This is a genomic window from Streptomyces sp. NPDC051684 (assembly GCF_044453445.1).
Taxonomy (GTDB): Bacteria; Actinomycetota; Actinomycetes; order Streptomycetales; family Streptomycetaceae; genus Streptomyces.
Map to the genome: position 1 here is coordinate 14,300 of NZ_JBITCS010000040.1, position 23,329 is coordinate 37,628.

Genomic DNA, 23,329 nt, shown 5'->3' on the forward strand with positions numbered 1-23,329 from the left:
CTCAATCGCCGCAGGGGCTTGACTTGCCCACACTTTGGAGACGCCCATGACCACGGTTGCGAGTACCCGCGCGCCCGAGCTCGTTCTGCCCGGATCAGCCACCGCCCTGCTGGAGGAGTACGCGCCCCCCACCGACCGCTTCCTCGCCACCCCTCACCGCACCCTTCTCGGGCACGGCACGATTGCTGAACTCCCGCACAGAAGTGGCCCGTTGAGTCCGCGGGTTCGGGCGCTCCTCGATGCCCGGCGCAGCGCCGGTGACCCGGATCCCGTCGTGATGGGCGCCCTGCCCTTCGATCCGGGCGCCGCGCCCGCCCTCGCCGTGCCGCAGTCCGTGCGCTGGGCGCCGCCGTTGCGGGAGGATCCGCTCATCGCGCTGGCCGTGCCGGCCGCCGACACCCGGTGGTCCGTGCGCGAGGTCCCGGAACCCGAGGTGTACGGCGCCGCCGTCGCCGCGGCCGTCGAGCGGATGAAGGCCGGGGAGTTCGACAAGGTCGTCCTCGCCCGCACCCTCGAACTGACCGCCCGCGAGACCCCGGACCTCCCCGCGATGCTGCGCCGCCTGGCCCGCCGCGACCCGGCCGGATACACGTTCGCGGTGCCCAGCGCCCCCGGCCGTACGCTCATCGGCGCGAGCCCCGAACTCCTCGTGTCCCGCTGCGGATCCACCCTCACCGCGAACCCGCTGGCCGGATCCGCGCCGCGCTCCGCCGATCTCGCCGAGGACGTGCGCCGTGCAGCCGCGCTCCTCGAGTCGGCGAAGGATCTGCACGAGCACGCCGTCGTGGTGGACGCCGTCCGCGCGGCCCTCGCTCCCTTCTGCCGGACCATCGACGTCCCCGTCCGACCCACCCTCGTACGCACGGCCGCGATGTGGCACCTGTCCACCACCGTGACCGGCGAACTCGCGGACCCCGGGCGCACGACCGCCCTCGACCTCGCCTCCGCCCTGCACCCCACCCCGGCGGTGTGCGGCACCCCGACCGGCCTCGCGCGGCAGGTCATCGCCGAATCGGAGCCGTTCGACCGTGGCGCCTACACCGGCATGGTCGGCTGGCAGAACGCGGACGGTGACGGCGAGTGGGTCGTCACCATCCGCTGCGCCGAGGCCGAGGGCCGGCTGCTGCGCCTGTTCGCGGGCGCGGGCGTTGTCGCCGAATCCTCGCCCGAGGCCGAGACCGCCGAGACCGGCGCCAAGTTCCGTACCTTCCTGAACGCCGTGGGAGCCGCCCTGTGAGCACCAGCCCCCTCGCTCCCGGCCTCGACGCGCCCACCTGGCCCGCCGAGTACGCCGAGCGGTACCGCGCCGCCGGGTACTGGCGCGGCGAGACCTTCGGCGGGGTGCTGCGCGAGCGCGCCGCCTCCCACCCCGACCGGATCGCCCTCGTGGACCCGGCCCCGTCCAGACGCACCTGGTCCTACCGTCAACTCGACCATTCAGTCGACCGGTTGGCCGCCGGGTTCGTGGCGCGCGGCATCCGCAAGGGCGACCGCGTCGTCGTCCAGCTCCCGAACGTCGGCGAGTTCGTCGAGGTCGTCTTCGCCCTGTTCCGCATCGGCGCGCTGCCCGTGTACGCGCTGCCCGCGCACCGCGAGAGCGAGATCGCGTACTTCTGCTCCTTCACCGAGGCCGTCGCCTACGTGATCCCCGACCGGCACGCGGGCTTCGACCACCGGGCGCTCGCGAGCAAGGTCCGGGCCGAGAACCCGGGGCTCAAGCATGTGTTCGTGGTCGGGGGCGATCCCGGCGAGCACACCTCGTTGGCCGAAGTGCCCTCTGAGTGTGTCGAGTTGGACGGGCCCGAACCGCACCAACTCGCCTTCCTTCAGCTCTCCGGTGGCACCACCGGACGGCCCAAGCTCATCCCGCGCACCCACGACGACTACCTGTACTCGCTGTGGGGATCGAACGAGATCTGCGGTGTCGACGCCGACACCCGGTTCCTCGTCGTGCTGCCCGCCGCCCACAACTACCCGATGAGCAGTCCGGGTTGGCTCGGTGTGCTGTACGCCGGTGGCACCGTCGTGCTCGCGCCGGCGCCCGATCCGGAGACCGCGTTCCCGCTCGTCGCGAGCGAGCGGATCACCATGACCGGGCTCGTCCCGCCGCTCGCCCTCGTCTGGACCGACTCGGCGCCCGGTACCGCGCACGACCTGTCGAGCCTGCAACTGGTCCTGGTCGGCGGAGCCAAGTACAGCGAACAGGCCGCACGCCGCCTCGAACCCGCCCTCGGCTGCCGCCTCATGCAGGTCTTCGGCATGGCGGAGGGGCTCGTCAACTACACGCGGCTCGACGACGATCCCGAGACGGTCGTCGCCACCCAGGGCCGCCCCATCTCCCCGGACGACGAGGTGCGCGTCGTCGACGACGCCGACCAGGACGTCCCCGACGGCGACTTCGGGCATCTCCTTACCCGCGGCCCGTACACCATCCGCGGCTACTGGCGCGCCCCCGAGCACAACGCCCGCTCCTTCACCGCCGACGGCTTCTACCGCACCGGCGACATCGTGCGCCGCACCCCGACCGGGCACCTCGTCGTCGAGGGCCGGGCCAAGGACCAGATCAACCGGGGCGGCGAGAAGATCGCGCCGGAGGAGGTCGAGAACATCCTCCTCGCCCATCCCGACGTGCACGACGTCTCCGTCGTCGGGGTCCCCGACGAGTACCTCGGCGAACGCTCCCTCGCCTACGTCGTCCTGCGCGCGGACGCCGCGCCCCTGAGGTCCGTCGCCGTGAAGCGGTTCGTGCGGGAGCGGGGCGTGGCCGCGTACAAGGTGCCCGACCTCGTCGAATTCGTCGACACCTTCCCGCAGACCGGCATCGGCAAGATCAGCAAGAAGCATCAGCGGTCCGCCGCCGAGCGGCACTGAGCGCCGCCCCCACCGCATCCTCCGAAAGGCCCCCACCGTGGCACTCCCCGCCATCGCCGCCTACCCGCTCCCGGCCCCCGATGAGCTCCCCGCGAACCGTGTCGCCTGGACCGTCGACCCGGCCCGCGCCGTGCTGCTCGTGCACGACCTCCAGCACCACTTCCTCGCCAAGTACCCGCAGAACGAACAGCCGTTGACCGGCATGCTCGACAACACCGCCCGGCTGCTCAAGGAGAGCCGCGGCCTCGGCATCCCCGTGTACTACTCCGCGCAGCGCGGCGGCCAGACCCCCGAGGAGCGCGGGCTCCAGCTCGACTTCTGGGGGCCCGGCGTCGCCGACGACCCCGCCGTCCTCGCCGTGCCGGAGGCCGTGGCACCCGAGGAGGGTGACACCGTCCTCACCAAGTGGAAGTACAGCGCGTTCGTCCGCACCCAACTCGAGAAGCTGATGCGGGAGTCGGGGCGCGACCAGATCGTCGTCGTCGGCGTGTACGCGCACATCGGGGTGATGGTCAGCGCCGCCGACGCGTGGATGCGGGACATCCAGGCGTTCGTCGTCGCCGACGCCGTCGCCGACTTCACCCGCGAGGACCACGACATGGCGCTGCGCTGGGCCGCGGGCCGCTGCGCCGTCGTCACCACCACCGACACGCTCATCGAGGAGGTACGGGCCGCATGACCACGCTCACCGTTCAGAAGATCCGCGAGGACGTCGCCGACTGCCTGGGCGAGGACGACCCCGCCGAGATACCCCTCGACGAGAACCTCGTCGACTACGGGCTCGACTCCGTGCGCGTCATGACCCTGCTCGAACGCTGGCGCAGGGACCACGGCGCGGACGCCTCGTTCGTCGACCTCGCCGAGCGGCCGGCCGTCGAGGCCTGGGCGAAGATCCTGGGGGTGGCCGCCTCATGACCGCACTGATCAGCGAGACCGCCGGGGCCCGTGACCTCGTGCTGCCGCTCACCTCCGCCCAGTCCGGCATGTGGTTCGCGCAGGCCCTCGACCCGCTCAGCCCCGCGCAGAACACCGCCGAGTACCTGGAGATCGACGGCGACATCGACCCGGCGCTCTTCGCCGATGCGCTGCGCCGGGTCGTCGCCGAGGCCGACGCGCTGCGCGTCCGTGTCGAGGACACCCCCGACGGGCCGCGTCAACGGGTGCGCGGGCGCGTCGAGTTGCCGCTCACCGTGCGCGAGGACCTGAGCGAGGCGGAAGCGCTGGAGTGGATGCGCACCGACCTCGCCGAACCCTGCGACCTGGCCGAGGGGCCGCTGTTCGGGCACGCCCTGTTCCGCGTGGGGGAGCGGCGCTGGCTCTGGTACCAGCGCATCCACCACATCGTCATCGACGGCTTCGGCTATGCCCTCCTCGTCGGCAGGACCGCCGCGATCTACACGGCCCTCGTGCGCGGCGAGGATCCGGGATCCCGCGCCTTCGAGACGCTCGCCGACCTACTGGCCGTCGACGCCGAGTACCGCGCGTCCGACGCCTTCGCCGCCGACCGCGCGCACTGGGGCGAGGCCTTCGCCGACCGTCCGGAGGCGCCCCGGCTCGCGGGACGCGGCGCGCTCCCGTCGCGCACATTCCGCCGCCGTACGGCACGGATCGCGCCGGAGACGACCGAGCGGCTCAAGGCACTCGCCGCGAGCACGCGCGCCACCTGGCCCGACGTCCTCATCGCCGCGCAGGCCCTCTACACCTCCCGCGCCACCGGCCGCGCGGACGTCGTCCTCGGCCTGCCGATGATGGGCCGCATGGGCTCGGTCGCGCTGCGCGTGCCCGGCATGGTGATGAACGTGCTGCCGCTGCGCCTGACCGTCACCCCGGAGGCGACCTTCGCGGACCTCGTACGCCAAGTGGTCCTGGGCGTCCGGGACGTGCGCCGCCACCAGCGCTACCGCTACGAGGACATCCGCCGCGACCTCGGTCTGCTCGGCGAGAGCCGCGGCCTGGTCGGGCCGCTCGTCAACGTCATGCCGTTCGACTACGGAGCCGAGTTCGCCGGCGCCCCGGCCCGCGCCCACAACCTGTCGGCGGGCCCCGTCGACGACCTCACCGTCAACATCTACGACCGCGCCGACGGCCGCGGCCTGCGCATCGACCACGACGGCAACCCGGCCCTCTACGAGGACGCGGACCTGGCCGCGCACCAGACCCGGTTCCTCGACCTCCTCGGCCGGCTCGCCGACACCGACCCGCGGGCCCCGCTCGCCACGCACACCATCGCCACGCCCGCCGAACTCACCCTCGTTCTTGACGAGTTCAACCGCACCGAACGGGCTCTGCCGCCCACCACCCTCATCGGCCCCATCGAGGCACAGACCGCCCGCACCCCCGACGCGACGGCACTCGTGTACGACGGCACGGTGCTCACCTACGCGCAACTCAACGCGCGGGCGAACCAGTTGGCACGCCACCTGCAAGCACTGGGAGCCGCCCCCGGGCGCATCGTCGCGGTCTCCGTCCCGCGCTCGGCCGAGCTGATCGTGACGCTCCTCGCCGTCCTCAAGTCCGGCGCCGCGTATCTGCCGCTCGACCCCGACTACCCGGAGCAGCGCCTCACGTACATGCTCGGGGACGCCGAGCCCGTCTGCGCCGTCACCGACGTCGCGGACCGCCTCCCCGCCGACGCGGGCACACCCCTGGTCGTCCTCGAAGGGCTCGACCTCTTCGCGTACGCCACCGTCGACCCGGCCCGTGCGCTCACCCCCGCCCACCCCGCGTACGTCATCTACACCTCCGGCTCGACCGGCCGGCCCAAGGGGGTCGTCGTCCCGCACTCCGCGATCGACAACCGGCTGCGCTGGATGCAGCACGAGTACCGCATCGGGGCCGCCGACGTCGTCCTGCAGAAGACGCCGTCCTCGTTCGACGTGTCGGTGTGGGAGTTCTTCTGGCCGCTGCGCGAGGGCGCGACGCTCGTCGTCGCCGAGCCGGGCGGCCACAAGGACCCGGCCTACTTGGCCCGGATCATCCGCCAACAGGCTGTCACCACCTGCCACTTCGTGCCGTCGATGCTCCAGGTGTTCCTCGCCGAACCGGACGCCGCCTCCTGTGCGGGCGCGCTGCGCCGCGTCTTCTGCAGCGGCGAGGCCCTGCCCCGCGAGACGGCGAACGCCTTCGCGCGGGCGCTCCCCGGCGTGGCCCTGCACAACCTGTACGGCCCGACGGAGGCCGCCGTCGACGTCACGTACCACGCGTGCGAACCGTCCGGGAGCGGACCCGTGCCCATCGGCCGCCCGGTCTGGAACACCCGCCTGTACGTCCTCGACCCGGCCGGACAGCCGTGCCCTCCGGGCGTGACCGGCGAACTGTTCCTGGCGGGACGCCAGCTGGCGGACAGCTACCTGAACCGTCCCGAGCTGACGGGCGAGCGCTTCGTGCCGGACCCGTTCACGCCGTACGAGGGTCTGCGCATGTACCGCACCGGAGACCTCGCGCGCTGGACCGAACGCGGCGAGGTCGAGTACTTCGGCCGCACCGACCACCAGGTCAAACTGCGCGGCCAGCGCATCGAACTCGGCGAGATCGAGGCAGAGTTGGGGGCGTTGAGCGGCGTCGACGGCGCGTGCGCCCTGGTCCTCGACGACCGTCTCGTCGGCTACGTGACCGGGGACTCGCCCGACCCCGCCGAGATCCGCGCCGCACTCGCCCGCACCCTGCCCGAGCACATGGTGCCCTCCGCGATCGTGCCGCTCGACGTGTTCCCGCTCAGTCCCAACGGCAAGCTGGACCGCCGCGAACTCCCGGCACCCGTGTTCGAGGGAAGCGGAACGGGCCGCCGCCCGTCGTCCCCGCGCGAGGAGACGCTCACCCGCCTCTTCGCCGAGGTCCTCGGCGCCGAGGGCGCGGGCCCCGACGATGCCTTCTTCGACCTGGGCGGCACCTCACTGCTCGCGGTGCGCCTGGTCAACCGGGTCCGCGAGGAACTGGGCGCTGAGCTGACCATCGGCTCCCTCTTCGCATCGCCCACACCGGCGGCGCTCGCGGCCCGCATCGACGACGCGTCACCGGTCTCCGCGGACGCCCTCGGCGTCGTCCTGCCGCTGCGCCGCGAGGGCGCCCGCCCGCCGCTCTTCGCGATCCACCCGGCGGGCGGCATCTCCTGGTGCTACGCGGGCCTGACCGCGCGCCTCGACCGGGACCAGCCGGTGCACGGACTCCAGGCGCGCGGATTGACCTCGGACGACGCACTGCCGGGCACCCTGTGGGAGCAGGCGGCGGACTACGTCGACGAGATCCGCCGGATCCGCCCGCACGGCCCCTACCGGCTCATCGGCTGGTCCGTCGGCGGCATCCTCGCGCACACCGTCGCCGTACTGCTCCAGGAGGCCGGCGAACGGGTCGAACTCCTCGCCCTGCTCGACGCGTTCCCCGCCGAGCAGTGGCGCGAGCGCCCCGCCCGCGAGGAGGGCGACGCCCTCACGGCCGTCCTGCGCATGGCAGGCTTCGAGCGCACCGACGAGGAGACCCGCGAGGACGTCCTGGCCACCCTGCGCAAGGCGGGCAGCCCGCTCGCCGGACTCAAGGACAGCACGCTGTCGCGGATCGTCGACATCGTCCCGAACCACGCCCGCATGATGCGCGCGCACGAGCACCGACGCTTCGAGGGCGACGTCCTGTTCTTCACGGCGGCCGCCCCGCGCCCCGAGGACTGGCTGACCCGGGAGGCCTGGCGCCCGCACATCACGGGCCGGATCACCAACCACGATCTGCCGTGCACCCACCCGGAGTTGCTCAAGGAGGAGCACGTGGAACGGATCGCCGAGGCCCTCGCGGCCCAATTGAAGGAGCTGGACGCCTGACGGAGGCGTACCGTGCGGCGGGTGACCGACACCGACCGCGAACGCCTGCGCGGCACCTTCACCCAGGACGTCGAACGCTACGACCGCGCCCGCCCCGGCTACCCGCCCCCCATGTTCGACGACCTCGCCGAGCATGCAGGGGCGGGGCCGGGGTGCCGTGTCCTGGAGATCGGGTGCGGCACGGGGAAGGCGACCGTGCCGCTCGCCGAGCGGGGCTGCCGGGTCGTGGGTGTGGAGCTGGGCGCGGAGATGGCGTCGGTGGCCCGCCGCAAGCTCCCCGGCACGACCGTCGACGTGGCGGCCTTCGAGGACTGGCCGCTGCCGACCGAGCCCTTCGACCTCGTCCTCGCCGCGACCTCCTTCCACTGGATCGACCCCGCCGTCCGCATCGCCAAGAGCGCGGACGCGCTGCGCCCCGGCGGAACGCTCGCCACCGTCTCGACCCACCATGTCGCGGGCGGCACCGAGGACTTCTTCGTCGAGGTGCAGCGCTGCTACGAGCGCTTCGATCCGACGACCCCGCCGGGCCTGCGCCTCACCCCGGCCGCCAACATCCCGCACGACAGCCAGGAGTCGCCGAACCGGAACGTCGAACAGGGCAACACGGCGCTCCCCGGCGCGGACCGCTTCGAGTCACCTGTCTTCCATCGCTACGAACGCGACATCACCTACGGGACCGCGGACTACCTCGACCTGCTCGGCACGTTCTCGGGCACCCTCGCCCTCGACCCGACCGCCCGCGCGGGCCTGCTCGACTGCATCGGCACGCTCATCGACACGCGATACGGCGGCCGGATCATCAAGCGCTACCTGACGGAACTCCGCCTCGCCGTCCGCCGATAGGGCCCCCTACTCGAACGCCGCTGCCGCCTCGCGCTGTGCCCGTGCCACGGCCTGCCCGGAGTCCGGACCCGGCGCGCCCGGCTCGTACGTGACCGAGCGGAGAGCGCCGGTGCAGCGGAAGACACCGTGGCGTTCGTGCAGCGGCCAGGACACCGGTGACTTGCGGTCCCTTGTCGAAAGGAGGGGGCTCGGTCACGCGGCCGGAACGCGCGGCGCCGCCATCTGGACGGGCTCCGGCGCCGCCGCCAACAGGGCCTGCGTGTAAGGGTCCTGGGGCCGCTCGCACACTTCGTCCGCGAGCCCGGTCTCGACGATCCGGCCCCGGTGCACGACCGCGATCCGGTGGCTGACCTGCCGGACGACCGCCAGGTCATGGGCGATGAACAGCAGGGCGAGGCCGAGGTCCCGCTGGAGGTCGGACAACAGGTTGACGATCTGCGCCTGCACCGACACGTCGAGCGCGGACACCGGCTCGTCGCAGATCAGTACGGACGGCTCGGGGGCCAGGGCGCGGGCGATGCCGATGCGCTGGCGCTGGCCGCCGGAGAACGCGCGCGGCAGCCGGTCGGCGGTCGCTGTGTCGAGTCCGACCAGCTCCAGGAGTTCGACGACGCGGGCCCGGCGGGCCGCCCGCTCCGGCTGGAGCCCGTGCACGAGCAGCGGCTCGCCGATGATGTCGCCGACCGTCATGCGGGGGGTTGAGGGAGGCGTACGGGTCCTGGAACACCAGCTGCACATCGCGGGAGGGCCGGGTGACGTCCTCGCCGCGCGGGGCGATGGTGCCGGCGTCGGCCGGCTGGGCGTGGGCGAGCAGCCGCGCGAGCGTGGACTTCCCGGAACCGGACTCACCGACGACGCCGAGGGTCTCACCCGCGTGCAAACGGAGCGAGACGTCATCGACGGCAACGATCGGCTGCCGCCGCCCGACCCGCCCACGCCCCCGGAACTCCTTGCGGAGACCGGTGGCGGCGAGGAGCGGAACCCTGTCCGGGGTATCGTCGGGCCCCTTCGAACTCTCAGCGGTGGGTGGGTAATTCAGGCCCCCGGCGGTGGATGCGTAGTTCACGTCCTCAGCGACGGATGAGTAATTCACGCCCTCAGCGGCGGATGAGCAATTCGAGCCGTCGGCGGCGGATGAGTATGTCAAGCCCCTGCGGCGATTGAGCAGCGGGGTCCGGGGCGGAGCCCCGAGGCGTGAGGGAACATCCGCCTCCACCTCACCCCCGGCCACCACCTCGTCCGGATGCCGGCACGCCACGCGATGCCGGCCCTCCGACCCCGCCTCCAGCACCGGCCGCCCCACCTCGCACCCCGGATCCGCGAACCCGCACCGCGCAGCGAACGCGCACCCCGCAGGCGGAAGCGAAAGGTCGGGCGGCGCGCCCGGAATCCCGGCGAGCCGGGTACCGGACGGCGCGGAAAGACGCGGCACGGCGGCGAGCAGCCCGCCGGTGTACGGATGCCGGGCCCGGGTGAGAACCCGGTCCGTGGGCCCGTCCTCGACGACCGACCCCCCGTACATCACCAGAACCCGCTCGCACGTGCGCGCGACGACCCCCATGTTGTGGGTGATAGGACCAGGGCCGTGCCGGTCTCCTCGTTGAGCCGGGTCACCAGGGCCAGGATCTGTTCCTGCACGGTCGCGTCGAGCGCCGTGGTCGGCTCGTCGGCGAGGAGTACGTCCGGCTCGTTGGCCAGCGCCATCGCGATGAGGACACGCTGGCTCTGCCCGCCGGAGAACTGGTGCGGGTGGTCGTCGAGACGGCGCCGCGGGTCCGGAATGCCGACGAGGCCGAGGAGTTCCTCCGCGCGGGCCCGGCGTGCGGCGCGGTCCCCGCCGCCGTGCGCCCGCAGCACGTCGTCGAGCTGGGCGCGCACGGACAGCACCGGATTGAGCGAGGTCATCGGGTCCTGGAAGACCATCCCGATCCGGGCGCCGCGCACCGCCCGCAGCTCGTCCTCGCCCGCGGTGGTCAGCTCGGTGCCGTCGAGGCGTACGGAACCGGCCGTGATCCGCCCCGTGCCGGGCGGCATCCGGGTCAGCGCGAGCGCGGTCGTCGACTTGCCCGAGCCGGACTCGCCGACCACGGCGAGGGTCTCGCCGCGCCCCAGGGCGAAGGACACGTCCCGTACGGCGTGCACGGTCCTGCCGTCCGGGGCGGGGAAGTCGACACTGAGGCCGCGTACGTCGAGCAGCGGCGGCGGCTGCGAGGAGGTCGACGGGGATGTCATCGGCGGATCTCCCGGTTCAGGGCCTCGGCCAGCAGGGAGAGGCCGAGGACGAGGAAGGTGACGGCGAGCAGCGGCCCGGCCGCGAAGGAGGGGACTGGGCGAGATAGGGCAGCGCCTGGTTGAGGATGCCGCCGAGCGTCGGCGCGGGCGGGCGGACGCCGACCCCGAGGTAGCTCCGCGAGGATCAGCCCCGGAAAGGCGAGCGCCAGGTCGAAGGCCCGCTGCACCACCGTGTCGAGCACCGGGTGCGCCGCCGCGAGCAGGGCGACGGCACAGCCGAGGAGCGCGCCCAGCGGCACCGCGAGCGCGATCACCCCGAGGTCGGTCCGGATGCCGTACAGCACCCGGCTCAGCAGGTCGCGCCCCAGGTCGTCGGTGCCCAGCGGATGCCCCGGGGAGCCGGGGCCCGCGAGCGCCTGGCCGCTCTGCGCGGTCGGGCCGTGCGAGGCGAGCAGCGGCGCCAGCAGCCCGGCGAGGACGACCAGGCCGATCAGCGTCAGACCGATCCGGGCGCGGGTGGAGGCGAGCGCGGCGACGTACGGATGCGGGGAGACCCGTCTGCGTACGCGCGGCTTCTTCTCAAGGACGGGGGACAGTGTGGTCATGGCAGCGGCCACTCCCACCGGATGCGCGGGTCGAGCAGGGCGTACAGCAGGTCGGTGAGGAGTTGCACGACGACGAAGACCGCCACGAGGAACAGCAGCAGGTCCTGGACGACGGGGTGGTCGCGACGGGTCAGCGCCTGTTCGGCGAGCTGGCCGAGCCCCGGCCACGCGAAGATCGCCTCCACCAGGACGGCGCCGCCGAGGAGATGGCCGATCTGCATGCCGAGCAGGGTGACGACGGGCGACAGGGCGTTGGGCAGCGCGTGCCGCCACAGCAGTCTGCGCGGCGCCACACCGGCCGCGGTGGCGGTGCGGACGTAGTCCTCGGCGAGCGCCCGCTCCAGGCCGTCCCCGAGGTAGCGGCCGAGTACGGCGGAGCTGGGCAGGGCGAGGCACAGGGCGGGCAGCAGAAGATACTGCACCTCCAGGTCGGGCGCGTCGAAGAGGCCGATGCGGCCGCCGGCGGGCAGCACGCGCAGCCCCACCGCGAAGACCAGAACCAGCAGCACGCCGGTGACGAACGGCGGTACGGCGAGGGCCGCGGTGGTCACGGCCCGGACGGCCGCCCGCACCGGCCCGCGCCGCGAGGTCGCGCCGAGCACGCCGAACAGCAGGGCGAGCGCAACGGTGAGGAAGAGGGCGCCCAGGGTGAGTTCGACGGTGCCGCCGAGCCCGTCGCCGATCAGGTCGGAGACCTCGCCGCCGATGGCGTACGAGGGCCCGGGGTCGCCGCGCAGCAGGTCGCCGACCCAGGAGACGTACTGCGTGAACAGCGGGTCTTCCAGGCCGAGTTGATCGCGGATGGCGGCGACGGAGGCCGGGCTCGCGTCGGGTCCCGCAGCACCTCGGCGGGGTCGCCGGGGACGAGGCGCAGGATGGCGAAGACGAGGAAGGAGGCCAGCAGCAGCACCAGGAGTGACGAAGGCAACTTCTTGACACCTCCGGGGCCGCGGAGAGAAGCGCCGCCGGTTCAGCATGTGGGCACACGTGTCGCACGCATTGCAGGGTCGTGAAGCGATCCGGCGGGCCCTTGACCGGCTTTCGGAGGGCCGCACATTCTCCTGTTCATGGCCGGTGGCACCCGCCCGTTCCGCCGGAAACCGCACACCCACCCATCCACCCACCCACTGAAGGGGTCCCTCCATGACGTCCACCGCACCCGCCGCAGCCACCCCGCACACCGCCCCCGAGGTCACCGTCGAGAAGGTCGGCGGCCGGCTCGGCGCCGTCGTCTCCGGGGTCCGCCTCGGCGGCGACCTGGACGAGGCCACCGTGGCCGCGGTCCGCGCCGCCATCGTGGAACACAAGGTCGTCTTCTTCCGCGATCAGCACCACCTCGACGCCGCGAGCCACGAGGCGTTCGCCCGCCTCCTGGGCACCCCGGTCGCCCATCCGACCGTCCCGTCCGTCGACGGCCGCTACGCCCTCGGCATCGACAACGAGCACGGCGGGCGCGCCAACCAGTGGCACACCGACGTCACGTTCGTGCCCGCGTACCCGGCCTTCTCCATCCTGCGCGCCGAGGTCGTCCCGCCGTACGGCGGCAACACCCTGTGGTCCAACACGACGGCCGCCTACGCCGAACTCCCGGAGCCCCTGCGGGTGTTGGCCGACAGCCTGCGTGGCGTGCACACCAACGACTTCGACTACGCGGCGGCCCGCCCCGAAGCCCCCTCCAAGGCGCTGGAACAGCACCGCAAGGTGTTCACCTCGACCACGTTCCAGACGGAGCACCCCGTCGTGCGCGTGCATCCGGAGAGCGGCGAACGCACCCTGATCCTCGGCAACTTCCTGCAGAAGCTCACCGGCTTCAACGCCCGCGACTCCCGCGCGCTGATCGGCATCCTCCAGTCCCACGTCGAGCGGCCGGAGAACACGGTGCGCTGGCAGTGGCGCGCCGGCGACGTCGCCATCTGGGACAACCGGGCCACCCAGCACTACGGCGTCGACGACTCCGACGCCCACACCCGCACGCTGCGCCGCGTCACCATCGACGGCGACGTGCCGATCGGCGTGGACGGCCGCCGCTCGACCCTCCTGGCCCCCACCTCGATACCGGACCCCGCATACGGCATCGCCTCCGGCGCCTCGACGGACGGGACAGACGCGGCGGCGTGAGCGCCGCCGCGGCGGGTCAGCCGAGGCGGGGGATCTCGATGGCGGGGCACTTGTCCATGACCATGGGGATTCCGGCGGCCCGCGTCCGGTCGTACGCCGCCTCGTCGACGACGCCGAGCTGGAACCAGACCGCCTTGGCGCCGATCGCTGCGGCCTCGTCGGCGACCGGGCCCGCGAGGTCGCTGTTGACGAAGACGTCGACGACGTCGACCGGGAACGGGATGTCCGCGAGCGAGGCGTAGCCCTGCTCGTCGTGCACGGTCTCCGCCTTCGGGTGCACCGGCACGATCCGCTTGCCGAAGCGCTGCAGGACGTCGGCGACCCCGTACGCGGCGCGGGCCTGGTTCGAGGAGAGGCCGACCACCGCCCAGGTGTCCCCGGTCTCGGTGAGGATCTTGCGGACCGTGTCGTGATCGCCGTACATGGGGCCTCCTGAGGTGCGGAACCGGTATCCGTACGGAACAACTCCCCGCGCGGCGCGAGGATTCCGCGGGGCTCAGCCCACGTGCACGCGCGGGCGGCGCTCCGGGTCCGGTTCCGCGCGGCGCAGCACCTCGCGGGTGACCGGGGCGACCTCGCCGTCGCCGAACACCAGGAAACGCAGCAGGTGGCCGAGGGGATGGCCCTCGGTCCAGTTGAAGTAGGCGTGCGGGACGCCGCCGGTGCGGTCGCGCAGGTCCATCAGGATCGCGGCCGCCGTGTTGGGGACGCCGGGACCGCGCACCCGCAGGCGCCGCACCCCGTGCTTCTCGTCGCCGTGCACGAGCAGGTCCTCGGTGAAATCGGAGGAATCCTGGATGAAGACCTCCAGGAACAGCACCCGGCCGTCGTCCGGCATGGGCGTGTCCGCGCGCTGGCAGTTCTCCTTGATCCGGTACTCGTCCCGCGTCTCCTCGTGCGGCTCGTTCGCGATGATCCGCAGCGGGCCCCGGGCGGCGGCCTCGTCGATGAGCCGCAGCGCCGTCTCGTCGTACGTGACCGCGCCGGCGCGCAGTTCGAAGGCGCGGTGGACGCGGGAGGCGAAGGACGTGATGAGGATCGCCGCGATGAAGATCAGCGCGATCTTGATGCCGTCGGGGCGCTCCACCACGTTCGTGACCAGCGTGTACGCGAAGACCGCCGTGATCGCGCCGAAGCCGATCGTCGCCTTGCGGTGCCCGTGGCGGTGCACCGCGACCGTCGAGGCGAAGGAGGCGGACAGCATCAGGACCAGGACGCCGGTCGCGTACGCGCCGGACTGGTCGTCGACGTTCGCGTTGAACCAGAGCGTGATGGCGACCGCGGCCGCCATGAAGGTGAGCACGAGGGGCCGCACGGCCCGCGTCCACTCCGGCGCCATGCCGTAGCGGGGGAGATAGCGGGGGACCAGATTGAGCAGTCCCGCCATCGCGGAGGCACCGGCGAACCACAGGATGCAGATGGTCGAGACGTCGTACACGGTCCCGAAGCCCTCGCCCAGATAGGCATGCGCCAGATACGCGAGCGCGCGGCCGTTCGCCGAACCGCCCTTCTCGAACTCGTGCTGCGGGATCAGGATCGTCGTGGCGAGGCTCGACAGGAGCAGGAACCCGCTCATGATCAGCGCGGCCGTCGTGAGCAGCTTGCGGGTGTCGCGGATACGGCCCTTGGGCCGCGCGTACGTGTCCGTGGAGTCGCCCTTGACCTGCGGCATCACGGCCACGCCCGTCTCGAAGCCGGACATGCCGAGCGCCAGCTTCGGGAACACCAGGAGCGCGACGCCGATCATCATCCACGGCGAGGAGTGCTCGGCCGTCATCGCGTCCCACCAGTTGCCGATCTTGACCGGCTCGGTGAACACATGGGCGGCCGCCGTGACGAGTACGACGATGTTCAGCGCCAGATACGCGCCCACGAGCACCACCGCGACCCGGATCGCCTCCCGGAACCCCTTGAGGAAGACCGCGCCGAGCGCCGCGAGCAGCGCCAGCGTGATCCAGGTGTTCTCGCCGTGCAGACCCGCGGGGGCGAACGGGTTCTCGACGACGTGCGCCGCCGCGTCCGCCGCCGACAGCGTCATCGTGATCATGAAGTCGGTGGCGGCGAAGCCGAGCAGCACGAGGACGAACAGCTTCCCCGCCCACCAGGGCAGCAGCCGCTCCAGCATCGCGATGGAACCTTCGCCGTGCGGCGACTCCTTCGCGACCCTGCGGTACACGGGCAGGGCGCCGAGCAGGGTCAGCGCGATGAGCACGAGCGTCGCGAGCGGCGACAGCAGTCCTGCCGCGAGCGCCGCGATGCCCGGCTGGTAGCCGAGCGTGGAGAAGTAGTCCACACCCGTCAGGCACATCACGCGCCACCACTTGTGGCCCTTGTGCTCCTCGGGGGCGTGCCCGTGCGGACCCTGGTGGCGGGCCGTCTGCTCGCTGAGTCCCTCCAGTAGCCAGGACCGCCAGCGGCTCGTGGTGGCTGTGGGGGCGGCCGGGCTCTCGGCCTCGGTGCCGGTCATGTGCGGGTGCTTCCTGTCGGACGACTCGGGCGACTGTCTGGGACGACGAGCGAGTATCCATCACATCGTCACCTGTGCGTCGGGCGGGGGCGAGCCCGGTACCACCTGCGCATACGCTGGTCGGATGCAGGACGAGTACCGCACCGTGGCCCACGAGGGCGTGCACGAGACAGAGATCAGCCGCTCCCGGTTCCTGTGCGCGCTCGCGCCCGCCGCGACCGAGGAGGAGGCCCAGGCCTTCGTCGCGCGCGTCCGCAAGGAACACCCCTCGGCCAACCACAACTGCTACGCCTACGTCATCGGGGCCGACGCCTCCGTACAGAAGGCGAGCGACGACGGCGAGCCGGGCGGCACGGCGGGCGTGCCGATGCTGCAGATGCTCACGCGCCGCGACATGCGGTACGTCGTCGCCGTGGTCACCCGCTACTTCGGCGGCGTCAAGCTCGGCGCCGGCGGCCTCATCCGCGCCTACGGAGGCGCGGTGGGCGAGGCCCTCGACGCGCTCGGCACGGTGACGCGCCGCCGCTTCCGCCTCGCCACCGTGACGGTCGACCACGCGCGTGCGGGCAAGATGGAGAACGACCTGCGCTCCACGGGCTGCGAGGTACGGGACGTCCAGTACGGCGCGGCCGTCACCATCGAGATCGGCCTCCCGGAGTCGGACGTGACCCGCTTCCGCGCCTGGCTGGCGGACGCGACGGCGGGCACGGCGACGTTCGACTTGGGCGGAGAGGCGTACGGGTGACCCGCTCAAGCCCTTGCGGACGGGTGGGCATTTCAAGCCCCGCCGGCGATTGAGGCGCGGGGTCCGGGGCGGAGCCCCGAGGCGTGGGAACATTCTCGGTGGGCGTCATCCGTGGACAGCGGCGGTCGGGGTGGGCGTACGGGGCGTTCGTTCTGGACGTGTTCTCCCGGGTGATCGTCGGCCGGCAGGTCGCCCACCACATGCGGACCGAACTCCCGCTGGACGCGCTGGAGATGGCCCTGTGGAGACGGAGGATCAAGAAGGACTCCGGCCTCATTCACCACAGCGACCGCAAGTCGCAGTACGTATCCATTCGCTGTACCGACCGGCTCACCGACATCGGCGCATCAGCATCCGTCGGCTCGGTCGCGGACAGCTACGACAACGCGATGTCCGAGGCTCTGAACGGCACATTCAAGGCCGAGCTGATCGAGATGCAGGGCCCGTGGAAGGACCCCGCCCAGGTCGAACGGGCGATCTTCCAGCGGGGCACCTGGTACAACGACGAACGCCTCCACTCCGCACTCGACTACGTGCCTCCGGCCGAGTAAGAGGAAGCCTTCTGGCACAGCCAGGAGCAAACCCCGCAGTCCGCCTGACCCAAAATTCAGCGAGGACAAGGTCACCGTGCCGGCCGACGTCGGGCCGAACTGAGCAGCGGCGCAGAGACGGTGAAGCCCGCACGACGCGGGCCTGGGGCTTTGCCGTCCAGGTATACGGCATCGCACATGAGTGGGCGGAGTAGACCGTGGGGGTGAACTTGCTCCTCCCCGCCAATCCGTGTCCTGCCGGGCTGCGGATTGCGAGTGAGGAACGGGAAGTTCCTTGCTTCCGTCCGTTGGGCGGGGGCTCTGCCAGCGAGTGAGGAGAGCTTTCATGTCTCGTGTACTGAAGAGCGCGGCGGTTTTGGTGGCGGTCGGCGGTGCGGTGATCGCCGGGGCGGGTGCCGCGTCCGCGGACAGCGGTGCGCAGGGGGCTGCGGTGGGCTCGCCCGGCGTACTGTCCGGCAACGTCGTTCAGGTGCCCGTGCACGTGCCGGTCAACGCCTGCGGCAACACCGTCAGTGTCATCGGTCTGCTCAACCCGGCCTTCGGCAACAGCTGCGCCAATGGCTCGGGCAGCTGGGGGCACGGGGGCATGCACCACGGTGGCCAGTGGGCTGCATGGAAGTAGTCCTTGCGACCGGGGACAGCGCATCTGTTGATGTGTGAGTGATGTCGGACGGCCTGGTGCCGCCTAACGAGCTGTAGGGCGGCATCAGGCGTCTTCGGCCAGCGTGCTGGTGATGACCTTGCTCTGCGCCTCGCGCCTTGTGGAGTCCGCTCTTCCCCATGGACGTCTGGTTCATTGCCGTTCGCTTCGGTGAAGACCCGTCCGGTACAGGTCTGGCGTCGGATTACCAGTGACAGACATTCAGTTGCGAGGTGAGTGTCATGACGGAGTACGAGTTCAGGCGGCTGATGGAGCAGGCCCGCACGGAAGCACGCCGCGTTTCCTTGACTCGGCCGGAATCGGCCGCGCGGGATGTGTACGAAGCCCGGGGGCGGCATGCGGAGTTCGGTGCCTGCGCACACTGAAGGCCATGCCGTGCGGCGACCTGGCACTGTCCGGCGGACGTGTGGAGGCGGGCGGGAACGGCGGCCCTGCTGAGCCGGCCACCGCCTTTCCCGTCCGGTGGACACGACCTTCCGGGAAGGCACTGCAACCTCCCCGGCCCGTCTCCGCCCCTGCGTCGCCCGGGTGCCGAGGAACCACCCGGGCGAGCATGTGCGCAGTCGTGTCAGCTCTTGGGCATGAGGACGCTGTCGATGATGTAGACGTTGGCGTTGGCGGTCTTCACGTTGCCGCAGACCACGTTGGCGGTGTCGTTGACCTTGTAGTTCTCTCCGGAACCGGCGGTCGTCAACTTGGTCTTCGCCAGCGTGTCGAACGAGCCCTTCTCCAGGTCCTTCGGCGCCAGCTTCTGGCCCACCACGTGGTTCGTGAGGATCTTCGTGAGCTGCGCCTTGTCGGCCAGCACCTTGTTCAGGTCGGCCTTCGGGATCTTGGCGAAGGCGTCGTTGGTCGGGGCGAACACCGTGATGTTCTTCGCGTTGTTCAGCGTGTCCACCAGGCCGGCCTTCTTCACGGCGGTCACCAGTGTCGACAGGGCCGGGTTGTTGGAGGCGGCGGTGGCGACGGGGTCCTTGGCCATGCCGTCGAAGGAACCCGCGCCGTCCTTGGGTACGGACGAACAGGCCGGACCGAAGGGCTTGCTCATCGTGTCCATGTCGTCCGAGGGGCTGGCCGTGTCCGAGCTCTTCGACGCGGCGGGCGACGCGCTGTCGGAGGCCTTGTCCTTGGATTCGCTGTCGGAGCAGGCGGTCAGTGCCAGCGGCAGCATGGCGGCGGCAGCGGCGGCAACGGCAATGCGACGGGCTCGAGTCTGCATGAAATTCCCTCAACGAGTGCAACTGTGAAGGCCATCCGCCTCCATCGACGGGAATCCGGTGCGCTCGCGCCCATGGATTGGTCGCTTCCCCGAAAAGTGCGACGCCGAGGTCCCGCGGTTGACCGGACGCCGGAGTCAGTGCGGGTGCCGAGAGCGCCAGTAGGGATTGTCGTGAGGCAGATTTCCGCTGACTCGTCCGTACATTCCGCCGGTCATCAGCAGCAGTCCGACACCGAAGCTGAACAGGACGTTCTGCATACGGAAGTTGAGGAAGTTGAAGCGGCTGTCCAACGCGAACAGGAACGTGAAGCCGGCCACTAGGAAGGCGAGGCCGAGGACCATGTTCACGGTGGAGGCAATGTTTCCGCCGAGGACGGCGGCCGCCACGAGCACGGTGCCGACCACAAGGGACAGGACGCTGAGCGCACCGTTGGTGTTGAGGCCCAGGGCGGTGTCGGCGCCCGTGTCGAAGAATCCGATCCGGTGGACGAGGCCCAGGATGCCGAAGGCCAGCAGGAAGAGTCCCATGAGCGCGGCGCTGAGCCGGTATGTCCGGCTCAGGCGGTGATCGACGGGCAGATGCTCGTCAAGCTTCATACGGGGCCGAGGGCGGGGTTTGGCAGACAGCGTGGCCATGGCAGGAACTCCTTGCCTCCGAACGGAACGACTGCGGCGCACAGAGCCTGGTGCGGGTCTTTGAGCGATCCAAGGCCGGCCGGGCCGCGGTCCCTGCTGCCCTCGCGCCCACCGGTGCCGACAGAAACGGCGCCGCACCAACGGGGTGCACTTATACCTGTAATCCGGCACATCGCCCGCCTCGGATTGCTCATATCTCGCAAATCTGCGCATGGAGAGCAATCAGGATTGCTCGTGCAGTGGCGAACTCCTGGTGCGCGGGCGCGAAGAACCGCCGCTCCCCGGTGGCCCGCGCCCTTCCCGGTCCTCGGGCCGTTCACCAGCTTGACAGGGGGCGTTGATCATGACCGCGCATTGTGTGAGCATCCGGCCCCGGTCGGTGTGGCAGGCGCTCGCCCGGCCGATTGCCCTGGCAACGCCGGCTGGGCATCCGCGTAGGCGGCGCGGCGTGGTCTTGGTCAGGCGGGAAGCTGCATGAGCGCGAGCGGGGATGTCGTGGGCTGCTGGGACCCGCCGGCCGGTTCGACGGTGAGTCCCATGCCCGAGGCGTTTCCGACGGTTCCGGTCATGAGCACGCTCTGGTCGCTGCGTGTGGAGTCCAGGAGGCCGGCTGGGCGCATGCGGTCGCCGTCGGCGAACCAGAGTTGGTAGACCTTGCCCTGTGGCGGCTTTGCCAGGCCGGAGGCGATGAAGACGGCCTTGTCGCTGTCATGGGAGACGACCACCGAGCCGTGCGCGCCGCCTACTGTCGCCGAGGTTGCTTTGGCGTCGGGGGCAGAGAGCACCGCGGCGATCTGGCTTGCCTGCTGACGGGCATCCTGGGTTTCCTGGCGGGCTGTGGTGGCCTGCTGGTGCTGCCACAGGGTGGTGCCGCCCAGTGCCGCGGCGCCGGCCAGGCAGGCGGCGAGGGCCCAGCGCATGCCCCGGCCCCGGTGTGCCGTGTGCACTGGGGAGGCAGACGCAGGCTGATCCTGTCGGATCTCGCCGATCTGGCGCAGGACCTGCGCTTTGAGGTGGGGCGGCACGGGCGTCGTGGCCGCCAGTGCCAGCCGTCCCGCCGTGGCCGAAAGCTCCCGCACTTCCTGGGTGCAGGACTGACAGGTGGCCAGGTGCTTCTCGAACGCGGCGCGTTCGTCCTCCTCCAGCGCGTGCAGCGCGTAGGCGCCGGTCAGCGTGTGCGGGTCAGCCATGGCGGTCATGCCCTCACCCCCAAGCAGTCACGAAGACGGATGAGTCCGTCGCGCATCCGTGTCTTGATGGTGCCCAACGGTGCGGACAGTGCCGCGGCGACCTCCTTGTAGGTGAGGCCCTGGTAGTAGGCCAGCATCACGGACTGGCGCTGGATCTTACTGAGGGAACGCAGACAGCGGCGCAGCTGTTCCCGCTCGAAGTGGCCCTCCACCTGCTCGCTGACCTCGTCGTACTCCGGCATCCGCTCCAGCAGGGCCGCCCGGCGCTCGCGCGATGTTGCCGCCTCGACCGAGCGGATGCGGTCCACGGTGCGCTGGTGGGCCAGGGTGAGTACCCAGTTGAGGACGGTTCCCTTCTCCGGCCGGTAGTGGGCTGCCGTGCGCCAGAGTTCGATCAGTACTTCCTGGGCCACTTCCTCGGACTGGGCGTGATCTCGCAGCATCCTGAACACCAGCCCGAACACCGGTGCGGCCACCGCGTCGTACACCGCCGAGAAGGCCTCTTCGTCTCCTTGGACGACCTGGACCATGAGCTCTGGCAGATCAGGGCCGGGGCAGGGCGTGGAGCCGACGGGGACGGGTTCCTTCATCTGCTGCCTTCCGGATGCCGTACAACAAGCGGCCTGATTCGGTCAGAGCCACCAGTAGTGCACAGCGGGCCGTCACCGCGGCAGGCGTGCCGGTTCCACGGCCCGATTCAGTCGACGGTGACGACGACCGAATGCCAGCCGGAGGCCCCGTCGGGGACGGTCGGGGTGCGCTTCTCGGTCTGGGTCTCGCCCGTGCGGTCCGTGGCCCGGACCGTGAGCGTGTGGCTGCCCTTGGTGGCCTGCCACTCGTAGGACCACTGGCGCCAGGTGTCGCGGGTGTCCTCAGTGGCGAGGCGGGCCTCCTGCCACGGGCCGTCGTCGACGCGGACCTCGACCTTGTCGATGCCGCGGTGCTGCGCCCAGGCCACCCCGGCCACCATGACGGTTCCTGCTGCAGGGCGGGCGAAGGGCTTGGGGGTGTCGATGCGGGACTGGGTCTTGATGGGGGCTCGCCGGGCCCAGTCCCTCTTGACCCAGTAGGAGTCGTAGGCGTCGAACGTGGTGAGTTCGATGTCCTGGATCCATTTGCAGGCCGACACGTAGCCGAAGAGGCCGGGGACCACCATGCGGACGGGGAAGCCGTGCACGAAGGGCAGCGGTTGGCCGTTCATGCCGACGGCAAGCATCGCGTCCCGTCCGTCCATCACGTCCTCGACCGGGCTGCCGATCGTCATGCCGTCGACCGAGCGGGCCACTAGTTGGTCGGCCGGCCCGCCCTTCGACGGAGGCCGCACCCCGCATTCCCGGAGCAGGTCGGCCAGGCGCACACCGATCCAGCGGGCATTGCCGGCATAGGGCCCGCCGACCTCGTTGGAGACACAGGTCAGGGTGATGTTCCGCTCGATCAACGGCATCCTCAGCAAGTCATCGAAAGACAGGGTCCGTTCGCGGGCTACCCCCTCGCCATGGATGCGCAGCTTCCACGTGGTGGCGTCTACCTTCGGGACGACCAAGGCGGTGTCGACACGGTAGAAGTCGTCATTGGGCGTCATGAACGGGCTGATGCCGTTGATGCGCAGGGCGGCGCCGCGCGGTGTGGGGGCCGCCTTCGACGAGGGGGCGGGAAGCACGACATCCTTGCGGGAGGCGACAGCGCTCTGCCCCTGGGATCCGTTGAGCGCGCGCCCCGCGAGGCCGGCGCCGGTGGATGCCGCTGCCGCCGCTGTGGCGGCGATGATGAAACCGCGCCGATCCCACCCGGAGCCGTCATCGTCGACGGTGTGTGTGGCTGCATCGTCCTCCGGCTGCGTATCGGGTCCCGCCGGGTCGGGCACTGTGCTCGATGCGGTCTGCTCCTGGACCGGTCGGCCGGAGTGCCCCAGGCGTCCGATCAGCCAGTACAGCAAGCCGGCGCCCACCACGGCGCCCACGACGGAAGGCAACGCGTCGCTGACACTGGTCGAGTCGGGTCGGCCGGTGGCGGCCAAGGCACCGACAACCCCGAAGGCGAGGACCCCGAGCGAGCCGATCAGCCGCCAGCGGGCCGCGACCATCCCGAGTGCCAGGGCGAGCAGGGTCAACACGGCCAGAATGCCGAACTGCAGCACCAGCTTGTCGTTGGTGCCGAACTGCCGGATCGCCCAGTCCTTCACCGCGGTCGGGGTCCGGTCGATCGCGGCACCACCCACCGCGATGACCGGACCCGATTCGGGCCGTACCGCAGCGGAGACCAGCTCGGCGACCGCGATGGCCGCATACCCGGCGAGCAGCCCGCTCAGCGCGCCCAGCGAGAGGCGTTTGATGCCGCGCAGCGGCATGGGAGAAGCGTCGTCGTCCATGTTCGGGATCCGTCC

At 71.2% G+C, this 23,329-nt stretch carries 18 protein-coding genes and 3 pseudogenes; 10 read left to right on the forward strand and 11 right to left on the reverse strand.

What is annotated here, in order from left to right; translation table 11 throughout:
- Window positions 1-46: 46 nt before the first annotated feature.
- From ACIA8D_RS34630 to ACIA8D_RS34655, 6 genes are read left to right on the forward strand one after another with little or no spacing between them, the layout of a single operon-like run.
- The gene (locus ACIA8D_RS34630; RefSeq protein ID WP_399238211.1) at window positions 47-1,237 is read left to right on the forward strand and encodes an isochorismate synthase; all 1,191 of its coding nucleotides are present in this window, start codon (window positions 47-49) and stop codon (window positions 1,235-1,237) included.
- Window positions 1,234-2,871, forward strand: a complete 1,638-nt coding sequence (locus ACIA8D_RS34635) for a (2,3-dihydroxybenzoyl)adenylate synthase (RefSeq protein ID WP_399238212.1) — start codon at window positions 1,234-1,236, stop codon at window positions 2,869-2,871. The genes ACIA8D_RS34630 and ACIA8D_RS34635 overlap by 4 nt, the downstream gene beginning before the upstream one ends.
- Before the next feature lie 37 nt (window positions 2,872-2,908).
- Window positions 2,909-3,550, forward strand: a complete 642-nt coding sequence (locus ACIA8D_RS34640; protein WP_399238213.1) for an isochorismatase family protein — start codon at window positions 2,909-2,911, stop codon at window positions 3,548-3,550.
- On the forward strand, window positions 3,547-3,786 hold the full coding sequence (locus tag ACIA8D_RS34645) for a phosphopantetheine-binding protein (protein ID WP_399238215.1): 240 nt from the start codon (window positions 3,547-3,549) through the stop codon (window positions 3,784-3,786). Before ACIA8D_RS34640 ends, ACIA8D_RS34645 begins: the two co-directional genes overlap by 4 nt.
- A complete protein-coding gene (locus tag ACIA8D_RS34650; protein WP_399238216.1) occupies window positions 3,783-7,679 on the forward strand; it encodes an amino acid adenylation domain-containing protein in 3,897 nt (1,298 codons plus the stop codon). The genes ACIA8D_RS34645 and ACIA8D_RS34650 overlap by 4 nt, the downstream gene beginning before the upstream one ends.
- Before the next feature lie 21 nt (window positions 7,680-7,700).
- The gene (locus ACIA8D_RS34655; protein ID WP_399238217.1) at window positions 7,701-8,522 is read left to right on the forward strand and encodes a class I SAM-dependent methyltransferase; all 822 of its coding nucleotides are present in this window, start codon (window positions 7,701-7,703) and stop codon (window positions 8,520-8,522) included.
- 6 nt (window positions 8,523-8,528) lie between these two features.
- Here the strand turns inward: ACIA8D_RS34655 and ACIA8D_RS34660 are convergent, their stop codons facing one another.
- From ACIA8D_RS34660 to ACIA8D_RS34675, 4 genes and pseudogenes are all read right to left on the reverse strand, one after another.
- Entirely contained in the window at window positions 8,529-8,675 is a 147-nt protein-coding gene (locus ACIA8D_RS34660) for a hypothetical protein (RefSeq protein ID WP_399238218.1), read from the reverse strand.
- A gap of 39 nt (window positions 8,676-8,714) precedes the next feature.
- Window positions 8,715-10,754 (reverse strand): annotated as a pseudogene (locus ACIA8D_RS34665) (dipeptide ABC transporter ATP-binding protein).
- A pseudogene (locus ACIA8D_RS34670) lies at window positions 10,751-11,359 on the reverse strand (hypothetical protein). Before ACIA8D_RS34670 ends, ACIA8D_RS34665 begins: the two co-directional pseudogenes overlap by 4 nt.
- Window positions 11,356-12,287: pseudogene (locus ACIA8D_RS34675) on the reverse strand (ABC transporter permease). Before ACIA8D_RS34675 ends, ACIA8D_RS34670 begins: the two co-directional pseudogenes overlap by 4 nt.
- Before the next feature lie 215 nt (window positions 12,288-12,502).
- Here ACIA8D_RS34675 and ACIA8D_RS34680 point away from each other — a divergent pair.
- Entirely contained in the window at window positions 12,503-13,477 is a 975-nt protein-coding gene (locus tag ACIA8D_RS34680; protein WP_399238220.1) for a TauD/TfdA dioxygenase family protein, read from the forward strand.
- 16 nt (window positions 13,478-13,493) lie between these two features.
- Here the strand turns inward: ACIA8D_RS34680 and ACIA8D_RS34685 are convergent, their stop codons facing one another.
- On the reverse strand, window positions 13,494-13,901 hold the full coding sequence (locus ACIA8D_RS34685; RefSeq protein ID WP_399238221.1) for a CoA-binding protein: 408 nt from the start codon (window positions 13,899-13,901) through the stop codon (window positions 13,494-13,496).
- Between the two features lie 72 nt (window positions 13,902-13,973).
- The gene (locus ACIA8D_RS34690; RefSeq protein ID WP_399238222.1) at window positions 13,974-15,944 is read right to left on the reverse strand and encodes an amino acid transporter; all 1,971 of its coding nucleotides are present in this window, start codon (window positions 15,942-15,944) and stop codon (window positions 13,974-13,976) included.
- Window positions 15,945-16,068: 124 nt separating this feature from the next.
- Here ACIA8D_RS34690 and ACIA8D_RS34695 point away from each other — a divergent pair, with 124 nt between their 5' ends.
- The 3 genes from ACIA8D_RS34695 to ACIA8D_RS34705 all read left to right on the forward strand — a co-directional run bounded on the left by ACIA8D_RS34695 (window position 16,069) and on the right by ACIA8D_RS34705 (window position 17,862).
- A complete protein-coding gene (locus ACIA8D_RS34695) occupies window positions 16,069-16,689 on the forward strand; it encodes a YigZ family protein (RefSeq protein ID WP_399238223.1) in 621 nt (206 codons plus the stop codon).
- An 83-nt stretch (window positions 16,690-16,772) separates the two neighbouring features.
- A complete protein-coding gene (locus ACIA8D_RS34700; protein ID WP_399238224.1) occupies window positions 16,773-17,240 on the forward strand; it encodes a DDE-type integrase/transposase/recombinase in 468 nt (155 codons plus the stop codon).
- 325 nt (window positions 17,241-17,565) lie between these two features.
- Window positions 17,566-17,862: a chaplin gene (locus ACIA8D_RS34705; protein ID WP_399238225.1), complete on the forward strand. Its 297-nt coding sequence runs from the start codon at window positions 17,566-17,568 to the stop codon at window positions 17,860-17,862.
- 607 nt (window positions 17,863-18,469) lie between these two features.
- Here the strand turns inward: ACIA8D_RS34705 and ACIA8D_RS34710 are convergent.
- The 5 genes from ACIA8D_RS34710 to ACIA8D_RS34730 all read right to left on the reverse strand — a co-directional run bounded on the left by ACIA8D_RS34710 (window position 18,470) and on the right by ACIA8D_RS34730 (window position 23,314).
- Complete coding sequence (locus ACIA8D_RS34710) at window positions 18,470-19,120, reverse strand: fasciclin domain-containing protein (protein ID WP_399238226.1); 651 nt, start codon at window positions 19,118-19,120, stop codon at window positions 18,470-18,472.
- A gap of 135 nt (window positions 19,121-19,255) precedes the next feature.
- The gene (locus ACIA8D_RS34715) at window positions 19,256-19,756 is read right to left on the reverse strand and encodes a DUF4383 domain-containing protein (protein WP_399238227.1); all 501 of its coding nucleotides are present in this window, start codon (window positions 19,754-19,756) and stop codon (window positions 19,256-19,258) included.
- A 458-nt stretch (window positions 19,757-20,214) separates the two neighbouring features.
- Window positions 20,215-20,955: an anti-sigma factor domain-containing protein gene (locus ACIA8D_RS34720; RefSeq protein ID WP_399238228.1), complete on the reverse strand. Its 741-nt coding sequence runs from the start codon at window positions 20,953-20,955 to the stop codon at window positions 20,215-20,217.
- Window positions 20,952-21,536 (reverse strand): sigma-70 family RNA polymerase sigma factor, encoded by a 585-nt coding sequence (locus ACIA8D_RS34725; RefSeq protein WP_399238230.1) that lies wholly within the window; start codon window positions 21,534-21,536, stop codon window positions 20,952-20,954. Before ACIA8D_RS34725 ends, ACIA8D_RS34720 begins: the two co-directional genes overlap by 4 nt.
- Window positions 21,537-21,643: 107 nt before the next feature.
- Complete coding sequence (locus ACIA8D_RS34730) at window positions 21,644-23,314, reverse strand: sulfite oxidase (RefSeq protein ID WP_399238231.1); 1,671 nt, start codon at window positions 23,312-23,314, stop codon at window positions 21,644-21,646.
- Window positions 23,315-23,329 lie beyond the last annotated feature (15 nt).